At 30.8% G+C, this 18,053-nt stretch carries 23 protein-coding genes; 1 reads left to right on the top strand and 22 read right to left on the bottom strand.

Annotated elements, in window-relative coordinates; all coding sequences use genetic code 11:
* Positions 1–34: 34 nt before the first annotated feature.
* Positions 35–1,237 (top strand): coenzyme F420-0:L-glutamate ligase, encoded by a 1,203-nt coding sequence (locus E4N66_RS02410; protein ID WP_253728833.1) that lies wholly within the window; start codon positions 35–37, stop codon positions 1,235–1,237.
* Positions 1,238–1,380: 143 nt separating this feature from the next.
* Here E4N66_RS02410 and E4N66_RS02405 read toward each other — a convergent pair whose 3' ends face one another.
* From E4N66_RS02405 to E4N66_RS02305, 22 genes are all read right to left on the bottom strand, one after another.
* Positions 1,381–1,830: a hypothetical protein gene (locus E4N66_RS02405; protein ID WP_253728832.1), complete on the bottom strand. Its 450-nt coding sequence runs from the start codon at positions 1,828–1,830 to the stop codon at positions 1,381–1,383.
* Between the two features lie 56 nt (positions 1,831–1,886).
* Complete coding sequence (locus E4N66_RS02400; protein WP_044015087.1) at positions 1,887–2,477, bottom strand: hypothetical protein; 591 nt, start codon at positions 2,475–2,477, stop codon at positions 1,887–1,889.
* A gap of 437 nt (positions 2,478–2,914) precedes the next feature.
* On the bottom strand, positions 2,915–3,334 hold the full coding sequence (locus E4N66_RS02395; RefSeq protein ID WP_253728831.1) for a hypothetical protein: 420 nt from the start codon (positions 3,332–3,334) through the stop codon (positions 2,915–2,917).
* A gap of 68 nt (positions 3,335–3,402) precedes the next feature.
* Positions 3,403–4,320: a hypothetical protein gene (locus E4N66_RS02390; RefSeq protein ID WP_253728830.1), complete on the bottom strand. Its 918-nt coding sequence runs from the start codon at positions 4,318–4,320 to the stop codon at positions 3,403–3,405.
* A 188-nt stretch (positions 4,321–4,508) separates the two neighbouring features.
* Positions 4,509–4,871 carry a hypothetical protein gene (locus tag E4N66_RS02385; protein WP_253728829.1) on the bottom strand — a complete coding sequence of 121 codons (363 nt, stop codon included), beginning with the start codon at positions 4,869–4,871 and terminating at the stop codon, positions 4,509–4,511.
* A 915-nt stretch (positions 4,872–5,786) separates the two neighbouring features.
* On the bottom strand, positions 5,787–6,239 hold the full coding sequence (locus E4N66_RS02380; protein ID WP_253728828.1) for a hypothetical protein: 453 nt from the start codon (positions 6,237–6,239) through the stop codon (positions 5,787–5,789).
* Positions 6,226–6,531, bottom strand: coding sequence for a hypothetical protein (locus E4N66_RS02375; protein ID WP_253728827.1), 306 nt, complete (start codon positions 6,529–6,531; stop codon positions 6,226–6,228). The genes E4N66_RS02380 and E4N66_RS02375 overlap by 14 nt, the downstream gene beginning before the upstream one ends.
* Positions 6,532–6,759: 228 nt before the next feature.
* The gene (locus tag E4N66_RS02370) at positions 6,760–7,347 is read right to left on the bottom strand and encodes a hypothetical protein (RefSeq protein ID WP_253728826.1); all 588 of its coding nucleotides are present in this window, start codon (positions 7,345–7,347) and stop codon (positions 6,760–6,762) included.
* A gap of 191 nt (positions 7,348–7,538) precedes the next feature.
* On the bottom strand, positions 7,539–7,880 hold the full coding sequence (locus E4N66_RS02365) for a hypothetical protein (RefSeq protein WP_253728825.1): 342 nt from the start codon (positions 7,878–7,880) through the stop codon (positions 7,539–7,541).
* A gap of 123 nt (positions 7,881–8,003) precedes the next feature.
* A complete protein-coding gene (locus E4N66_RS02360) occupies positions 8,004–8,486 on the bottom strand; it encodes a hypothetical protein (protein WP_044015071.1) in 483 nt (160 codons plus the stop codon).
* 177 nt (positions 8,487–8,663) lie between these two features.
* Entirely contained in the window at positions 8,664–9,245 is a 582-nt protein-coding gene (locus E4N66_RS02355) for a hypothetical protein (RefSeq protein WP_253728824.1), read from the bottom strand.
* Between the two features lie 608 nt (positions 9,246–9,853).
* A complete protein-coding gene (locus E4N66_RS02350; RefSeq protein WP_253728823.1) occupies positions 9,854–10,627 on the bottom strand; it encodes a hypothetical protein in 774 nt (257 codons plus the stop codon).
* Positions 10,628–10,656: 29 nt separating this feature from the next.
* Positions 10,657–11,250 carry a tetratricopeptide repeat protein gene (locus tag E4N66_RS02345; protein ID WP_253728822.1) on the bottom strand — a complete coding sequence of 198 codons (594 nt, stop codon included), beginning with the start codon at positions 11,248–11,250 and terminating at the stop codon, positions 10,657–10,659.
* Positions 11,251–12,069: 819 nt separating this feature from the next.
* Positions 12,070–12,492 (bottom strand): hypothetical protein, encoded by a 423-nt coding sequence (locus tag E4N66_RS02340; RefSeq protein ID WP_253728821.1) that lies wholly within the window; start codon positions 12,490–12,492, stop codon positions 12,070–12,072.
* Between the two features lie 813 nt (positions 12,493–13,305).
* Positions 13,306–13,566 (bottom strand): hypothetical protein, encoded by a 261-nt coding sequence (locus tag E4N66_RS02335; RefSeq protein ID WP_044015060.1) that lies wholly within the window; start codon positions 13,564–13,566, stop codon positions 13,306–13,308.
* 80 nt (positions 13,567–13,646) lie between these two features.
* Positions 13,647–13,940, bottom strand: a complete 294-nt coding sequence (locus tag E4N66_RS02330) for a hypothetical protein (RefSeq protein ID WP_253728820.1) — start codon at positions 13,938–13,940, stop codon at positions 13,647–13,649.
* A gap of 292 nt (positions 13,941–14,232) precedes the next feature.
* Positions 14,233–15,039 (bottom strand): hypothetical protein, encoded by an 807-nt coding sequence (locus E4N66_RS02325; protein ID WP_253728819.1) that lies wholly within the window; start codon positions 15,037–15,039, stop codon positions 14,233–14,235.
* A gap of 38 nt (positions 15,040–15,077) precedes the next feature.
* Positions 15,078–15,494 carry a hypothetical protein gene (locus E4N66_RS02320; protein WP_253728818.1) on the bottom strand — a complete coding sequence of 139 codons (417 nt, stop codon included), beginning with the start codon at positions 15,492–15,494 and terminating at the stop codon, positions 15,078–15,080.
* Positions 15,495–15,599: 105 nt separating this feature from the next.
* Positions 15,600–16,442 (bottom strand): hypothetical protein, encoded by an 843-nt coding sequence (locus tag E4N66_RS02315; protein ID WP_253728817.1) that lies wholly within the window; start codon positions 16,440–16,442, stop codon positions 15,600–15,602.
* Positions 16,442–16,564, bottom strand: coding sequence for a hypothetical protein (locus E4N66_RS12995; RefSeq protein ID WP_256478228.1), 123 nt, complete (start codon positions 16,562–16,564; stop codon positions 16,442–16,444). Before E4N66_RS12995 ends, E4N66_RS02315 begins: the two co-directional genes overlap by 1 nt.
* 218 nt (positions 16,565–16,782) lie before the next feature.
* A complete protein-coding gene (locus E4N66_RS02310; protein WP_253728816.1) occupies positions 16,783–17,238 on the bottom strand; it encodes a hypothetical protein in 456 nt (151 codons plus the stop codon).
* Positions 17,239–17,583: 345 nt separating this feature from the next.
* Positions 17,584–17,955 (bottom strand): hypothetical protein, encoded by a 372-nt coding sequence (locus E4N66_RS02305; RefSeq protein ID WP_253728815.1) that lies wholly within the window; start codon positions 17,953–17,955, stop codon positions 17,584–17,586.
* Positions 17,956–18,053 lie beyond the last annotated feature (98 nt).

The following is an 18,053-nucleotide window of genomic DNA, read 5'->3' as shown; positions in this document are numbered from 1 at the left end:
GAGTGCGCTCAGGAGTATCCTAAGGAGAGAGATTATGCCTCAGAAGGTCGGAACGGTTTCGCGGGGATTGATAGCACCCATTGTACATGCCGGAGATGATATTGCCGCAATAGCGGTTGATACGCTCTTGTCGGTGGCGGAAACGGAAGGCTTTTCCATTCACGATCGGGATATCCTCGCCGTAACGGAATCTGTTGTTGCCCGGGCTCAAGGCAATTACGCTTCTACCGACCAGATTGCCGCCGATATACGTGAAAAATTCGGCAGCGAACATATCGGTTTGGTATTTCCTATCCTAAGCAGAAACCGTTTTGCAATCTGTTTGGAGGGTATCGCAAAGGCAGGAAACAGACTGACACTTGTACTAAGCTATCCTTCCGACGAGGTTGGAAACCGGCTGATGGATCCTGATACGGGTAAAGCGGAGGCGGTAAATCCTTGGCAGGATACTTTTACAGCTGAGGAGTTTACGCAGCGCTTCGGGGCATATAAACACCCGTTTACGGGTATCGATTATATCTCTTTTTATAACTCAATCATCAAAAAATACAATGCACAATCTTCTATCCTATTGGCAAATGATCCGTGCGCTGTTCTTTCCGCAACAAAACACGTGCTTGTCTGCGATATCCACACACGGGCAAATACAAAACGGCGATTAAAAGAGCGCGGGGCAGTTTGTGTGTACGGGCTTGACGATGTACTTTCGCGGCCGGTTAACGGCAGCGGATACAACAGTGCATACGGTCTACTCGGTTCGAATAAGGCAACGGAAGATTCCGTCAAGCTCTTTCCGAATGATTGCCAAACATTGGTAGAAAAAATTCAACTGATGCTTAAAGAAAAAACCGGCAAAACGGTTGAAGTGATGGTATACGGAGACGGAGCTTTTAAAGACCCTGTCGGAAAGATTTGGGAGCTTGCCGATCCTGTTGTGTCTCCGGGCTTTACCGCAGAATTATCCGGCACACCGCATGAGGTAAAGCTGAAATACCTTGCAGACAACAACTTTAAGGATTTGTCCGATAAAGAACAGTACCAAGCAATGGTTACCTACATCAGCGAGCATAAGAAAAATGCCTGTTCGTCACAAATTGATCAAAAAGAAGCCCAAGGAACGACCCCTCGTCAATTAACCGACTTAATCGGTTCGCTGTGCGACCTTACCTCCGGCAGCGGTGATAAAGGGACACCGATCATTTTTATTCAAGGCTACTTTAATAAATTCGGTGAATGAGATACTGAATATTGGTACTGACGGAACGGTAATCGAACGCTAATCCCAATCGATCAACAATAAGACTAATGAAATCGCTTCGGAATATATTTTCTTTTCCGGCGATTTCTGCATTTCATTAACCATCATTTAGAAAGCCGCATCTAATCAAGCGACCATATTTGTATGTCTTTTTTTTGATTTTCAAGCCTTAGCAGTTTTCCTGTTTTATATTTCTCTATCTGTGTAAGATAAAATATAGTCTCGCCTTTACTTAAAATAATTTTTCCATCCGCATAGGGATAAAAATAAATAATAGTACCATACGGAACATCAGCAGGACAAGAACGTATATTAATAACTTTTTCAACCTTTCCATCGAAAAAATAATATATTTTCTGGCCAATCCATTCGTCTTTATTATTATCATAATAATATTTTCCCTCATCATAAAGTATAATTTTATCGAATTTCTCACAATAAATTGATAAATCAACAAAACCATTCTTTTGTATTTGCGATATAATACTTATTTCTTCCTTTGATTTACAAGACGTTAATAGGAATAGGAAAGAAAAAATCACAAGAGTTATTAAAATTTTATTTTTTATCATTCCGACAGTCCCTGATTGTTTTAGTTAAAATTGCTAAATACACATTATTTTTGTCATTATTCAATATTTTCCTTAGGAATTTCATATTTTTTTATTTTATATGTATCTATATTGTTCCCTTCAACCAAATATTCTAAAAATAAAACCTTATTATCAAATTTAGTTTTTTTCCCTATACAGAACCAATAACATCCAGCACGAAAAATATCATGCGGTAGTATGAGTATAGTACTTTTTCCACCATTAAATATATCTACTATCGAAATAGTAGTATCTGCACAGAGAACCAATTCGTTATTCAAATCTACAAAATTTGTTGCAAAAAAAATATGATTTGAAAATTTTTCATACTTGGTAGAAAAGAAATATGATGACATATCCGGTGCAACAGGACTACCAAAGTCAATTCTTAGTATATCTTCATTAAGCCAATACATACGAGGATTAAGCCTCGTAATTCCTTCAATTTTTATATTCTTTCTATTTCTCAGATTAACTGCTTCAATGGTAGTATACGCCTTGTCATATTCATAGATACTAACTGTCCAATCTCCTTTTTTATCGGCAACTTGTAAAATTTGTCCACACGCGATGTGCGCAATAAAAATAAAGACTACACTGAAAATGAGCTTTCGTTTTAAGGTCATCGACGTCCTCCTTGGCTTTGAATCGATGAATCACTAAATTTAAAAAAATCAGCTGTTCTCACTGAAAGGGGATTTATCCAATCAATGCCTTGATTAGCATAAAAAAGCAAATCAAAAAAATAAAGATAGCTGCTAGTAATCCTTTTATATTAGAAGGAGATACGTCATCGTTGTTACAGTCATTTTTGAAATCTAAATAACAAGTTGGAAACATTCCTGCACCAGCAATAGTGCCGAGGAGATAATACAAAATATAAGTTCCTCTATATCCAATTATATACAATATAATTATAATAAAACATGTTACTAAAGCAATATAAAAACAAATCCGAGCAGTCCGCCTATTCATTCTCTTCTTCCGCCTTTTCAGTTTTTAGAAGCTCCCTTTTAAAATGATCTTCAAAATTTTTCTGTACAGAACTAATACTCTAAATATTTCAGATTCCCAAATGCAAAACAATTTTATTACTCTTAGTTGCATATTCTAATAGTCTAATTAAATTTTCAATTTGTGATATAATTTCTTTTTTACTAAAACCAGATTCCGGTATTACATCCGTCTCAGGAGCTAATTTGAACAATTCTTTCCATAAGACAACTATGTGAAGAAAAGTACTCAAATTATCAGATTCTATTAGACTAATACCATAATAAAAAAGACCTTTCGTTGCCTTCGTTTTAGTATCATTTTCTGATTTAAACCATTTCAAAGTTTTAAAAATAAAAATAATGATATCATCATGAATTGAGACATGCTTATACCGTTCTGACATACAGTTTAGATCCAATTGATTGTTAATTTTATTAGTAACATCACGTAAATCAGAAATAACAAAAAAATTATGAACTAATGCCATTTTACTACTCCAATACATGAAATGAAATAATATTTCTATAAATATCAATATTATAACACTTAATAATACTAATAAATTCTCTTCCAAGCATTCTCGTATTTTATAAATAAATAGTCTTCTCCTATTCGATAGTCATCAATTATCATCGATGTATGCGTATCAATTTTATACATTATCAATATCTCTGCTTGCCTATCATATATTAAAAAAATATTATGACAAACCATACTAGTTGAAATATTTGGTAAATCTATTTCAAGCACATAATTAAGGTTACTGTCATGCACCTCCCATCTTTTTGTACCGTTATTAAATAAAAATATATATTCTCTCCCCTCCATAAAATCACTATATTTTTCATCAAGAACTTTCTTTTTATAGTTTTCTATCACTATAATTTTATTATCCTTCTTAATAAAAAATTTTCCATCAAATTCTATTATGTTTTCATCAGTTGATGCAATCATTTTACCTTTAGTATTTAATAAAAACCATCGCGGTATTAATCTTGTAACATTCCATGCAATATAGAACCCATTAGAACACATTTCTGCATAATCATACCCCTTTAAAGTCTTTTTTGAACCATCAGGAGATATCGCCAACAACTCTTTATTCTTCTCTTTTATTATAATCCCGTTATCGTTTATACTTGCCCACAGTAAATTATCTTGTAATACTTTTAAATCATTCGATAATAATGTATACGTATTATTTTTTCCCAATAGACCGTTCTTTGTTACAACGAGGCTTGTATAATTAAACTCACCTATCAACCTACCTTCGTAAAAGACTAACCACTTATCTTTAACTTTCATATAATACGTATTATTTTGTATATATAAATCCTCTATTCGATAGTTGTTTTTCAGGCTCTCATAATACATATTATTATCTTTATCAAAAGATATGTCGGCATAAAGCGTTTGTGTAAAAAAGAGCAGAAAAAGAACACCACCTTTAATCAAGTGATTTATATTCTTCATTTGCGAATCTCCCCCTATGTCCATCAGAATAAGAATCAGGCAGCATTGCCCCAGCTGACAATTCACAATCCTTTAACTTTTCTTCTGCTAACGTAAATTTTACTTTCCCCAAAAATCTCATTACTTCAGTACATCTTTTTTGCATCTTCCCAACAGGATCCTATTTTTAAATTAATATATTAAAGAAATTAATCAAATATATGATTTTTTGCTCTATCATAAGTTTTATATAATTCTCCTCTTCCAATTGTAATTAAATCATCTGCTACTATTTCTTCAATCAAATCATAATCTTTATTTTTTAAAACAGTTACATACACAAAAGTTGGAAAGTATGTTATGTTCTTTATATCATACCCCTCATGTCGTGATGTAATAATAACATAATCAGATCCATGAAACCCTTTTTCATCTTTCCATTGCACAGGCTCACTAATTTTTGCAATCACTGCTAATTTCCCTGTTGAAAATTTTACATATCGTATATACTCACATTCTCTTACATATTCCAATTGTTTATTTTCATCTGAAGATAAAAAATATTTTTCCATGCCCACCTCTAAAGTTCCGGATTAAACCCGCTTATATTTATAACTTTTTTGTGTACTCTTAATACAATGCGAAAACACACAAATATTAGGAACAGCCCCAAAACGTACTTATTTTTGTGATATGATTGGTTCGTATGTAGTCTAAAAGCTTATTTAATTCTTGCTGTGCATTAATCCTGATTAAAATCTAAAATTAGAGTTTCCGGTTCTTCTTTCAAGTTATCAAAAAAAATAAAATTCATTAATTGGTTTTATAACCGATTTAGTAATACCATTAATTTTTATATTTTTTGCTATTTATATTCAAAGAATCCTTGTAAATCCAGAAATAATAAAACCAAGAAAAATATACAATAAAAAATGCTTAATAAAATTTTTATTTTACTATATTTATTTTTTTCTCCGTCTTTACTCTTTACGAATGGTTCAATTATGAAACGTACAACAAACTGCAAAGATGTAATTAATCCAACTATAATTAATATTATAACTCCTCCATCATGCATATTATTTATTCTTCTTTCTCCTTGTATCTACTCCGCCTCTTCCCAAAAGGCATCGCTTTTCTGCTCAATCGTTCAAAAAACCGCACAACTTTACAATAGCAGATATTTACACATAAGATATATAAAAAGTAAGCTATCTAAACACAACAATCAAAATGATCAAACTGCAAAACCTATGAACTTTAGATATTTCAGTCAAATTTCCAGCTTCATCACTCACATATCTTACTGATTTCTTCCACTTTTACACCTCCAGAGGTAATAAGTTTTTATACCAGCATGTGTATATGGTATATCATAAGATACCATTGAATTCTATCTCACCGATAATATTTGCATCTTTAGGGGTTATTTTTATTATACAACCGGGAGAATACCATTCACCTTTTCTTCAAATTAGTTATTCTTTCTAATTCGGTTTTAGCACCCTATAAATACTCAGCAACTCAGTATGTTCAACATCATGCATGCTATCATCTATTTTTTTATGATACTGTAAAAAATCAAAAGCATCAGAATATGTTGAGAAAAGGAAAGAACTATTCAGTCGATTTTTATATGCTGAAAAACAATTGTGAGATGAAAAAATTATTTCATTGTATATTGAAGAAAATGAATAGCAATCTATATCAAAAATACCTATGTCAAACCCATAGCAATTTATTGATACTTCACGCACTTGCTTTATACAAAGTGATATAGAATACATAGTTTTCATACTCACAGTATAACCTTCTATTCCTTTATAATTTTGAAAAAAATCATCTAAATTAATATTATTTTTTCTTGCAATAGTTATGAGTTTGTTAGAATAACCGTTCAAAATTCGATTTCGTTCAATAGTTACATTATATTGCTGCATATACTATAATCACTCCCATGTATGCATAAGCTTCATTCTTTATTAAATTTCCGATAATATGATAGTCTTCATTAACAGTAAAGATACGGTCAATCTTCCATTTACCGATATAACTTCGTAATTGTGCTCCTTGTAAAAATAGTATCATCGTCTCCACTAAAATCATACCGATTAAAAGATTTCTTTTCATATCTTTGTTCTTTTCTCCTTTATTTATCGGGCTAGCCTCTAGTGGAATATGATATCTAAAAGCACCTACGGTATTAATTTTACAGCCATCTGTTTGAATCATTTCAGAATTAGCATCTTTATCTCCATTAATTTACGAGACTCATCTTCTTTTATGCCGTTGTCATATATTCTTAAACCCAATTCATTTGCAGTTAATTTAACAACGTACTACATACGACCATTCTTATTATAGCGTTAATTCTATTGTAATTCATATTCGCCCCATCATATAAAACTACGGTATCCGTGCCAATTGTTAAGCAGTATTACCGTTTAAACTTGCAAGTTTTTACTTTTGTTTCTTCAATCCGTATATCTTCTCATAATATTTTAAAGCATATTCATACGAATCCGGCAAATATAATTTTATCACATGTTCATAACCGTTCTCAGCTAAAATTAAAAAATCATAACTATACTGCGCGGCAAACAAGATAGTTTCCATCATTTCTGACGATAAAAATGGACCATAGCCAAAATCAGATATCCTATAGCTTTCATCATGTTCATTTTTCGCTAAATAGGTGTTGATAAAATCATTGAGAGGCATATTTTTATCAGCTATCTCCGGCGAAAGTTTCTTGATACTATCATTAACCTTATAATCAAAAAAATACCGTTTATTTCCTATCTTTTCATATTCCAATCCTGTGTCATACAATGAATAAAATCCACCATCACAATAGACAGCAATGAAGGGTACAGGACCGTGTCGTTCTCTATATACAGTTTCCAATAGATAATAATTTTCGATACCTATCCTTTCAATATTTTTTTCCAACTGCCTTTCAAAAGTTTCTTCGGAGAAACAGGGAATCGACACTGTAACCCAACACCATAGAATGATACATATATATTTAATGATTGAGCCTTTCATAATGCTCTAATTATCTCCTTAATACATTTTCCGTATAAGAATCATGACTATTATCTCCCGAACCTGCCGCATAGTGAAGTCTCTGTGTTAATTCATGAGCAAGCACGACCATTGGAGGTGTCGTATTCGTTCGAATGCTGCTCTATAGCTTAGTTTTTAGATACTGAATAGTTGCAGCATATTTATAACATTCATACTTTTCTAAAAAAAGAGAGCAATATTTGTAAATTCTTTTTCATAGTTGGAATAAATATATATCTTGAAAACAAATATAATAAACATATCATAGCAAGCGATAGAAAAATAAAAGTTACAATTGTAATTTTATAACTTTTATTCCAAATTTCTTCTGAGACTTCTCTTTGATTTCCATTCTTATCTGCAATAAAAAAAGAAGTTTCTGTTTTATAACTTTTTTGATTTAAAACATTTCCTCCAATTTTTTTATCAAATAAAACAAACATAATTACAAAGATAATTGCAACTAAAATACATAAACATGCCACCAAATTTAGTTTTATTTCAGAATTCATTCTTTCTCCTTTTTCCAAGTTACTTGTAAACCTGCCCCTACGCCAAAATCAAAGTACTATCATTCTGCGCAATATCATCATTATTTTCACACACTATATCATAGAAGCAAAACTATACTCATCTTACTTATAACTAATGCTTAATTCCCATCCCCCAGAATAACCAAATGCATCAATTTTTGGATTTATAACTATTGTTGCGATAGAATCATGCGTAAAGTCAACATATACATAATCAGAAATCCAATCATGTTTTTTATTTAAATATCCATTTTGTTTATCAAATGGAGTTACGCACTTTATACGATATTTCATTGGTTGCATTGACAAAACAATTCTTTCCCCACCTGCAAGAGATAGGTCTTTTCTTGTATAATTAAAACTATCCCCTAATATCTCAAATTTAAAAATCGTATATTCTTTATAAAGAATATACTCGTCTCCTATCTTCTTTTCTATCAAAACATCACAATCAAGAGAATTCATCATACCACTGCATTCTTCATGTTTTATAACAAGTGTTGGATTATTTTTTATATTTTTAAGAAACAACATACACAAAATTGTTATCAAAATAAGTATAAAAATATTCAGTTTTCTTGACATAGTTAATCTCCATAAGTATCAGCATACTTATAAGTGCTATACGAACTATTTAAAGGACATGTAGATGTATCGTTCTTTTTCTCTTTCAATTATCACCAAGGAAAACCATAACACCAGGCATAACTAACTATATACTCAATATTAAATAATTATCAATTCTATAAAAAAATTTTATTTTTAATTTCCGCAAAATATATTAATTATATCATCATCGGTCATATTGAAAAAGAACTCGTCTATCTTTAGATTATTACCATTGTCTATTCCCAGCAATCTACTACATACAGTCACTATTATTTCGTAATCCCTTTTTGGAGCAAAATATTTCTCAGCTGATTTATCTAAAATTTTTATAAACAATTCATTAGCCTGCTTCCTTTCTCCCAAATAATAAAGACAAACTGCATATCCCAGAGTATGAAAAGAAATATTAGTTTGATTAGCTTCATATCGCTTGTATACAGAAGCACAGCTATCCAGAAAGATTTCCCTTGGAATAATTTTTTCAAAATATAGTTTTCTTAATACATAACATTGTTGAGAGTATCCACTATTCCAATTTAACTTATCTATTTTTTCTTCCAAAGAAAAAGCATTTAGAAGTTTTTCTATTTTTTTATTTTCATCATCCGTAAAATTTTGGTAGTTTATAGTATCTTCCACTTTCCATAAATCTTTTATTCTTTTTTCTTGGTTTGAACATGCAATGAGTAATTCTAAAAACATACAAAGCATTGATAAATATTTTATCTTTTTCATTGTACTCTAATCCTTTCCTTGGAATAATGAACAAAGCGCCTATTTACGCCCGAAGCTACAATAATTGATAAACCTATATTGCAAAATAGCTATTGAAATTGTTCCCGTTATAATAAGTAAAACAGTCAAGCATGTATATGCATAATTTAGAATATATACAAATTTTGAAACTTTGCTAAAATTTCCCAGGACATCTTTTACATAATAGATATTATTCTCTATTTTTCCATTTGTAGCATTTCCACCTATAATTTTATCAAAAAAATATAAACCTATTAAAAAAATTATTGTTAGAAATATATTCATTAAGAACACTTTATTACTTCTTTTCATTTAATGTATTCTCCAGAGCTGCAGATATTAACCTAGCACTACCAATTCCATACACATCTTTACTAATCGTAAGCGGAAAAATATCCGATAAAGTATTTCTTGCAATTCTTATTGTTATGCTTTTAGCAGACAGCTAAGCCGTCTGCCTCATCGCTTCAAAAAAATCAATCCTCAACGTATCAAAGATATGCCTGCGGTGCTTTTTACCTGTCTCCTTGTAGTTTCACAACGGACAAGAATGTACACTGGTTAACAAGCTTTTTTCAATAAGTTGATTAAAAATATACCATAATTCCAATATTCAACTCAGCACACATCTTACATATTTCGGAAGAAAGTTCAAAAGCATAATGATAATAAGTTTTTAGACATAATATTATTTTACACCGTACTTTTTCTTTTATCGATAGACACATATCAATAGCTTGTTTTTTATAAACAGTAATAGCTCTATCAATTTCATTCTCTAAATAAGTATCTCCATTTAAAGGTATCTTGTGTGAATAATAAACTATTCCATTATTAAAGTTATGCGTATGAACATTATCCACAAAGGATGATATTGGCTGTTCAACGGAAACAGTTACAAAATCTAGAATCTTATAATCTGTATTGTCAGAGACTATGTTTTCAGTCGCCATCAATATACTCAAACATAATGGTATACCTAAATCAGCACATTCACCTAGAATCCGTGGAGACAATTCAAATATATTTTCATCATGTAGTTCATTCAGATAAACTTCATAGGTTACATTCCCACCGCTTCGCAAAAATAATTCAAGCTTTTGTCTATCTTTTATTTTCGATTTAAAATAGGTATTCAAATCATGAATGATACTATCATGGTTACTCCCCTTTAGTATTTCAGGAACAACATCATAGCGAACATAAGATTCTCTGAAATTGCAATATTCTTTACCGGAGGGTGAAACTCGCGGCGTATTAGCAGAATGCTCAGCAGTTGCTTTAATGTCAAAAATAGGTGTTATCTCACGCGTAGGCAGTACCGGATGTCTTACTACAATTGCAAGATCGACTTTAAGCATAAACTCACCTATATTACGGGAAATTTTTATCATTTCTTAGATGTCTTTGTAGTATGATTATTTCTTTTTTGTAACTTCATTATACGGTCTTTATACATTTCATTATCAGGTTCGAATGATAAGGCCTTTTCGTACAACGCAAGTGCTGTTGGATAATCTTGCTGATATTCATAGATCATTCCTTTAGCATAGTATATTTCTGCTCTATGAGGCTTAAACGTTAAATACAAATCATAATATCTCACCGCCCGTTTTAAAAACGAACACTGTTCGCACGCACGTGCTAATAATAAAATAGTACCTGGCGAATCTGGCTTTAATGCAATAGCTTTCTCAAAATGAGCAATAGCATCACGATAAAGCTTACGACGTGCAACGATATATTTTTGTCTTCTTTTGTCGTAATGGTATGTTTCATCAAGCAATTGAGCTTGATCAAGATATATTGATCCAAGTAATGCAAACGCATAAGGAACAGTCGGCTGTATGTCAATTATCCTCCTTAAAAGGAAAATCGTTTCTTCTGTATGATTTTGATCATCTTCAAAACAGACTTTGCGCATCAATTCTTTTTGTTCTTCATTACAGCCTTCTAGTATTTTATCATTGAGCATAGTCATCATCTATTTCTCTTTTTGTCCTATTAGGAGCTCCTTTAGGTTTTGCATCATGTCCTCTTCTTCCTGCTCTTTTTTGCCACTCTACATAATCCTCTGATTCAGGGTCTTCCCAATCAGAAGTCCCATGTTTTTCTTCTTTTGATTTATTTCTCTCTTGTTATCTATGTTCCTTGACTTTTAAATTACTCAGGGTATCCAATGACCAAAAGGTAGTAATTTTCCTTTTGAATAAGAACAACTTATTTCATATTGATATTCCATAAGAACCCCTATTCAATAACAACGGATACCACATATTTCTATTTGCGCCATAGTTTATAATTGATCAAAAATAATACACAAAATAAGCGGAATATCCACAATGAAAATTTTGTAGATATTTATATCCATTCAGATAAAAATAATTCTGATGTTATTTTCGTTTCATATAAAATATATAACGTAAAATCAACAGGAATTGTTAGTATTTCAATAATCACAAAAAAATAAAGTAATATAAATAATATCTTTGAAAATTTATTAATTTTCAAATTTACAAAAATTAGATAATATCCTGTATATATTGCCCACTTTGAAAACCCTTTTCTAATTTTTTTCATTTTTGAATGTTTATTTTGTATAGACACAAAAGAGTATAAAGCAAAAGAATAAATAAAACAAAGGAATATTTTAAAAAACAAGAAACCAAGGCTCACTTTAATTCCTCCAATTGTTTTATAGCCTCATCTATGATACTATTTATTCTATTTGGTGTCATAATCATATAGGTATTCCTTATTTTAAATATAAGCACATTTTTCTATCCAAAACATGGTATCAGAATCAACTTTTTAAATCATTATAAATTTCAATTCCAAGAGTAATATTTAAAGCCTTGCATCTTCGCAATATTTCAGGGCACAATTCAAACGCATAATAATTATTAATACCTAGTCCAATATAATAGTTTATAGTTCCTCCTGTCTGTATAAAAAGTTTTAAAAATTTTTTATTTTTTATTTTTTTTTCAAAATATTCATTAACATAATCAATAGCATCTTCTAAATCTCTCTCTTGAAAAGGTAATATATCATAACATAAATAGGATCTTTTATGTAGTGCATTTATTATTTTACCATTTGGTAATATCCAAGGGGTATTGACACAATATTCAATATCCGGTGTCATATCAAAATATTTTTTTATTTTATCAGTCGTAAATATCGGATGAAACATCTGTATAGATATTGCTACTTTACCTTTCATTATCTTTTCCCTCAAATGTTAGTTTAACCAGCCAGTATAATGACTTAAATTTAAAGCCTTACCATCACCATCGTTTACAATAACGTCTCCATCAGGTGTAATACCCGTCCAATCAGCCGCACCATTACCTATATTATGCTTTAATTTTTTATGTACTTCATTAGTTAAACCGGAGCATCATCTAAGTTTACAGTTTCTTGAGGTACTTTTCTAGGCGACTTCTACCGTTATGTTTTACTTTCTATATTTATTATTTAGCTGTTGAATATGAAACGTATACATTATTAGGCAATTGATCTACTTCAACCAATAGGACGGTTTATTCTTCCATATTTTTGCATCAGTATTTATTGTTTTGCAAGCAAGAAACATCACAATAATTATCCCCATAAAACTTATCTTTTTAATCATCAGTCCCCCTTGTATTTAATATCAACCCTTGATTGTTACATCTTTCTTCTCTATTCACTACAGGAGCTTCTTTAAAGGCTTTCTCAAATGTATAAACATCATCAACCATCTCAAAAAGCTTGTGCTCCCTGGGATGATGTTTTCTGAAAACTTTATAAATACTGCATTTAAAACAAAAAATTCGGCATAACCGATTTTGCCTAGTCAGCCCAGTTTCCTCTCCAGAAAGTACGGGTCATCGAAAGCCGGCAGAATCTGTTCGAATGAGAATCCGTGCTTCACACGGCTGACATCCAGCTACATACAACGGTACATCGTGAAGTGTTATGCCATTTATTTCCATCAATAATGAAGCATCTTGCGTAGCCTTTACTTCGTTTCTTTGATTCGCATATAGCAATATTATAAAAATTTAATCATATTTTGTTTAAACTTTGGTAAAATTGTTGTATAAATATTTTTATCTTCAATATTTAATCCTATAATTTCATCAATATAATCCCAACTCTCATGAAAGGTATGCTGAAAATCTAAATTTCCTTTATCTTTTATAAGTATATATATACCCCATATATTCTCTAAAAAATTATATAAATCAATATCTCCGATACTGCATTCAATGATTTGTTCAATAATTCTACACACACCTAAATTAAAATTCATTTAACACTCCTTTATTATGGGATGAGATAGTAAAATTCTTTGTATTATTTCATTTAAAAAATCAGATTAAAGAGTTTGCATCAATATTTCTGTAAATACTCTTCCCATGTATTTGGATATAATTGTTTTATTTTTTGTAATGCATATTTACTAGGTAGCGTATTCCTATAATCGACACCTTGTCTTTCAAACTCTTCAATTATTTTTTTCTTCATTTTATATTCATCTGAATCGAGCGGATATATCCAAAAATCCCGTAATAAAGAAACAGGATAATGCTTTTTCTTCTCCTCACCTTCCAGAACGACATAATCAGGCGAATAATAAGGTTGCGTTATATCAGCCTTTAATTCAACAATAAAATAATATGTCATTTCTACATCTTGAATATGTAATGCTTGAATTGCCGCTGTTCTTCCATTTGATGCATAACAGCTTTGGCTAATTCAAAAGACTTCGTTTCTTTAAAATGCCTGCTTACTTCTCTTGATAAATATAAATCTTTCACAAAAGAACATGCTGATAAACAAAATAAAAAGACTAGTATAAGGAAATACTTATTTATTTTCATTATTCACGCCCCTTTCTCTTCATACCGCTGATTACAGATCCCATTAAATAACTATTAATGGCGTTTGATGTCCGAAAAACATTCACTATTTTACCTTACCGCCATATTCGCACTGTTGGAATATGGTTACAATAAGAAAGATTATTATCTTCTAATTTCGGTCCTACAACAACAAGTTCTTTAAGCATGGGCATTTCTTGTATAAAATCAAGAGATTTTATAATACCTTTGTGAGTAATTCTTAGCACTTCTAACTTTTTTAATGTTTTTAGATGACTATGATCGTATATTTTACTTCCTGTATCGAGTTCAAGATATCTTAATGTAGGCGCCAGTACTTCTATACCATTCAAACTTTCAAGTTTAGTAAAGTAACTTAGTCCTAAATATTCCAGTTTTGCCATTGGTTTCATAAATGTACAATCCTTGACTGAAAAATTTTTTACAATTGCTACACGAGCTACATTTGGAAGTATACAAATTTGTTCAAATAATCCGGTTAAATCCTTACAGTTTGTAACGCAAATGGATCTTAAACTCTTGCAATTAGATGAAATCGAATTATTTTTATGCCACACAAAAGAAAGTTCTTTTAAAACAGGATTATTAATATTAAAAGGTATAGGATCGTCCCAAGAAATATAAACAAGATTTGGCAAAGAATTCACTATATCGATATGAGATATACCAGAAATAAATATGCTAATTCCTGTAAGCCATGGAAATTCAGATAAAAAATCAATATTATTATATGGATAACCCCATGAAAATGCAGCCCCTGGAAACTTATGATTCCGCATATAATCTTTCGCATCCTTAAATTTCTCTAAAGAATCAAATACTAATTCAATTGGAATTTGATTAATATCAATCATAAAATGGAATCCATCTTTTTCAATCATAACTTAAAACACCTCAGGTTTATACTCATGCCCATTATCTATAATATAAAATAATCTACCAGGACTTTGGATTTTATTATAATTCTTTCTACGGTTACCAGATTCATAAAACAAAGGAACTCCATCATCTTGAATACGTTTATATTCATCCGTAAAGGCTCTCTATGATTCGATGATGGTATCCAATCAATATTTACAGGCATATCATCATAAGTAAAGCTTATTCTCATTGCTGATTGCATTGATCGTTTCTGCCCTCCTTTTCCGTGATATTTCATTTCGGATTCAAAGTTAATAGTATATGCACCTGTGTTATTATTTTTATCTTTATCTGCCGAATCTTTATAGGATTGATTATTTGCCATAGCAATAACACCAGTTGTTACTACAATTGCAGCGGCTATCGTAGCATCATCAAGTGCAGCTACTTTCCCATCCGGATCCGTATACTTCACCGGATTATTGGCTTGAAGCTCGCTATCGCTTCGCAGTCTGATGCCGCTTCAATCGCTGTCCGAAGGACTACCTTCCCTATTTCAGTTTATTCCTCTAAGAAATACTTATTCAAATCTTATCGGTTCGACACAAATATTTTTAATCTTGTTGTCATTAAAAAATTTATAAACCCGATTTGAAATTAAAACGCGCCTACAACACAAAAGACCATCTCCAGTAAATTCTTGGCTTAAATAAAAATCTTTGTCCAAATTTTTTAAAATTTCTTTTGAAACAGTAATTTCAGAACCATCCTTTATCAAATCTCTTTTTTGATTACAGACATTACACTCAATAACTTTTTTTACTTCATACTTCAGTTTTGTCGGAAAAACTGTATTAATTTTAAGTTGAACAATATTATCAATAGGCTGTTTTGTTTTTATATTTTTAACCGGTAAAAATTCTATTCCAGTAAACCCTTCCTTTACTAATAAATCACAAAGTTCATTCGTAATAAAAAAAGTATCATAAACCCAGTAAAGTCCGCCAAATCTTATTTTTTCTATATTAAAAGATTTTTTTATGTAAAAAGAATCATTTTGAATCAGTCCACTACCACAATTTGTGCAGAAATTCGTAATGTCATAAGTATAATTTATATATGATTTTTTGACATCAATTGTTTCGGGTTGGGGATAACCAGAATATTTTCTGAGCCATAACTGTAAATATGCAGCTGCATTAAGTTCTTTTTTAGAATAGTCAAGGCTGATTTGTATTATCTTTCCAGCCTTCGTATCTAAAAATTCTTTAACTTCTATAAAATCTACTCTATTCTCAGGTATCTCAAAAATTAAAAGCAATTCTTCTGAGTATTTGATTTTATGACAAGTCAAGTAATTTCTTATCTCTCTTTTAGGATCATCCTGATTGGTATTAAAAATATATCGATAGATCCTAGTCATTATTCTAATCCTAAAGTTTGTGCAGCTGCTTTTAGCAATTCTGGATAATCTGCATATATTTTTTGAGCAGCTTCCCATATCTGTGATAGAGTATATCCGTATCGACTTTCCATCTTTCTCATTATCCTACCACACCACTATGCCGTTGTCAAAATCAAAACTATGCGAGAGCAAAAACAAACGACAAAGCGGAATTATACGGAACCGTTGAACTCAATTGAAAGAACATAGATCAAATTCATAGAATTTTGAACCTTCATAACTGTACTTAAACCATTTCTGGCATCGAATCAAATTTTTTTATTATAAAATCCATTTATTATATCACTTCACATAAAGATCACCATAAAACAAGAGGTATTATAATAAAAGCTGGTAGTACGGCTGCGATTATTCCCCTTACATAAAATAGTTTATCTATCTTTCCTGCTTTATACCTACTTTGTTGAAGTTCTGCAATATAGCAAAGAACAAAAAACACAATCACAATCACAATAACCTTTATTAAAAGTTTAGGCGATCCGTATCCATAATCCATAGTACCCGATATTATTCGCATAAGCAAAATTACTGTTAGCAATATAAAAATAAAAATCGGCATTATTGTATATCTGAAAATATGAAACCCTGTGTCAACATCAAAACTGTCAAATATAATTGATTTTAACTTTTCATTAAATCTTCCTAATAATGAAAAGCCGCAATATACCAACAGCAAAAACCATAATAATATCCAATAAAGTCCTGGCATACATAACAAAAATTCAAAAAACATCCTTAATTTATATGAGCTCATTGATCTATCTCCTCTTTTTTGTGATTATTCATCCATGACTGATAGGCCTCGTAGGAAGATTTAACAACATCCGCACTTACTCCAAGGACATCAGCAAAACATGATATCAAATCTGTACAAAAACGTACAGCTTTGATACGGCTTTCCACATACGGCCGTAACTCATTCTATGGAAGAGAGAGTGTATATCTTTCCTTTTTCAAGTATTTATAGCCGGATCTACAGCAGACCATGCAGATATATCAAAATCATCTTCCTTATATTTCCATGCAATTACATATGTCCAGAAACCCATACTTTTATACTATCTGCTAATATCTTAACTTACAGAAAGATTTTATACGTTTAATTACGGAACAAAGAAATAACACATGATATAGGAATCATTACTGACAGAACAATAAATGGCATAGTACACAAAAAATGTTTTATAAATTTCTTATATTCAATTAGGTAAGTTTTAAAATTATCATCGTTTGTTTGTTGAATTTTATATTCAAGATAAGGAATTAGATCCGTATACCTTGGATACCATTTTTCACGAACTCCAAACATATTTATTTCCCCGATTCGTTTTAAAGTCTCAATATCATTTATTTTATCCAGATATTCTACAAATTTTTTTCGTTTTTTAGCAAATTCGGAATCAAATTTTTTAAAAGCTTTTACAAAGAACCAGAATGTAACTGCACAAACAGGAAAAACCACCATAATCATATTCATCCCCCTTAGTTAATATCAATAACTACACAGAATATTTTTTTCAACACAAAAAGTATTTATTTAGATGTATTAAGCTACCATATCATTATTTG

It is taken from the genome of Treponema sp. OMZ 857, from assembly GCF_024181085.1.
In the GTDB taxonomy this organism is placed as follows: Bacteria; Spirochaetota; Spirochaetia; order Treponematales; family Treponemataceae; genus Treponema.
This window is presented reverse-complemented; position numbering and strand designations above follow the sequence as displayed.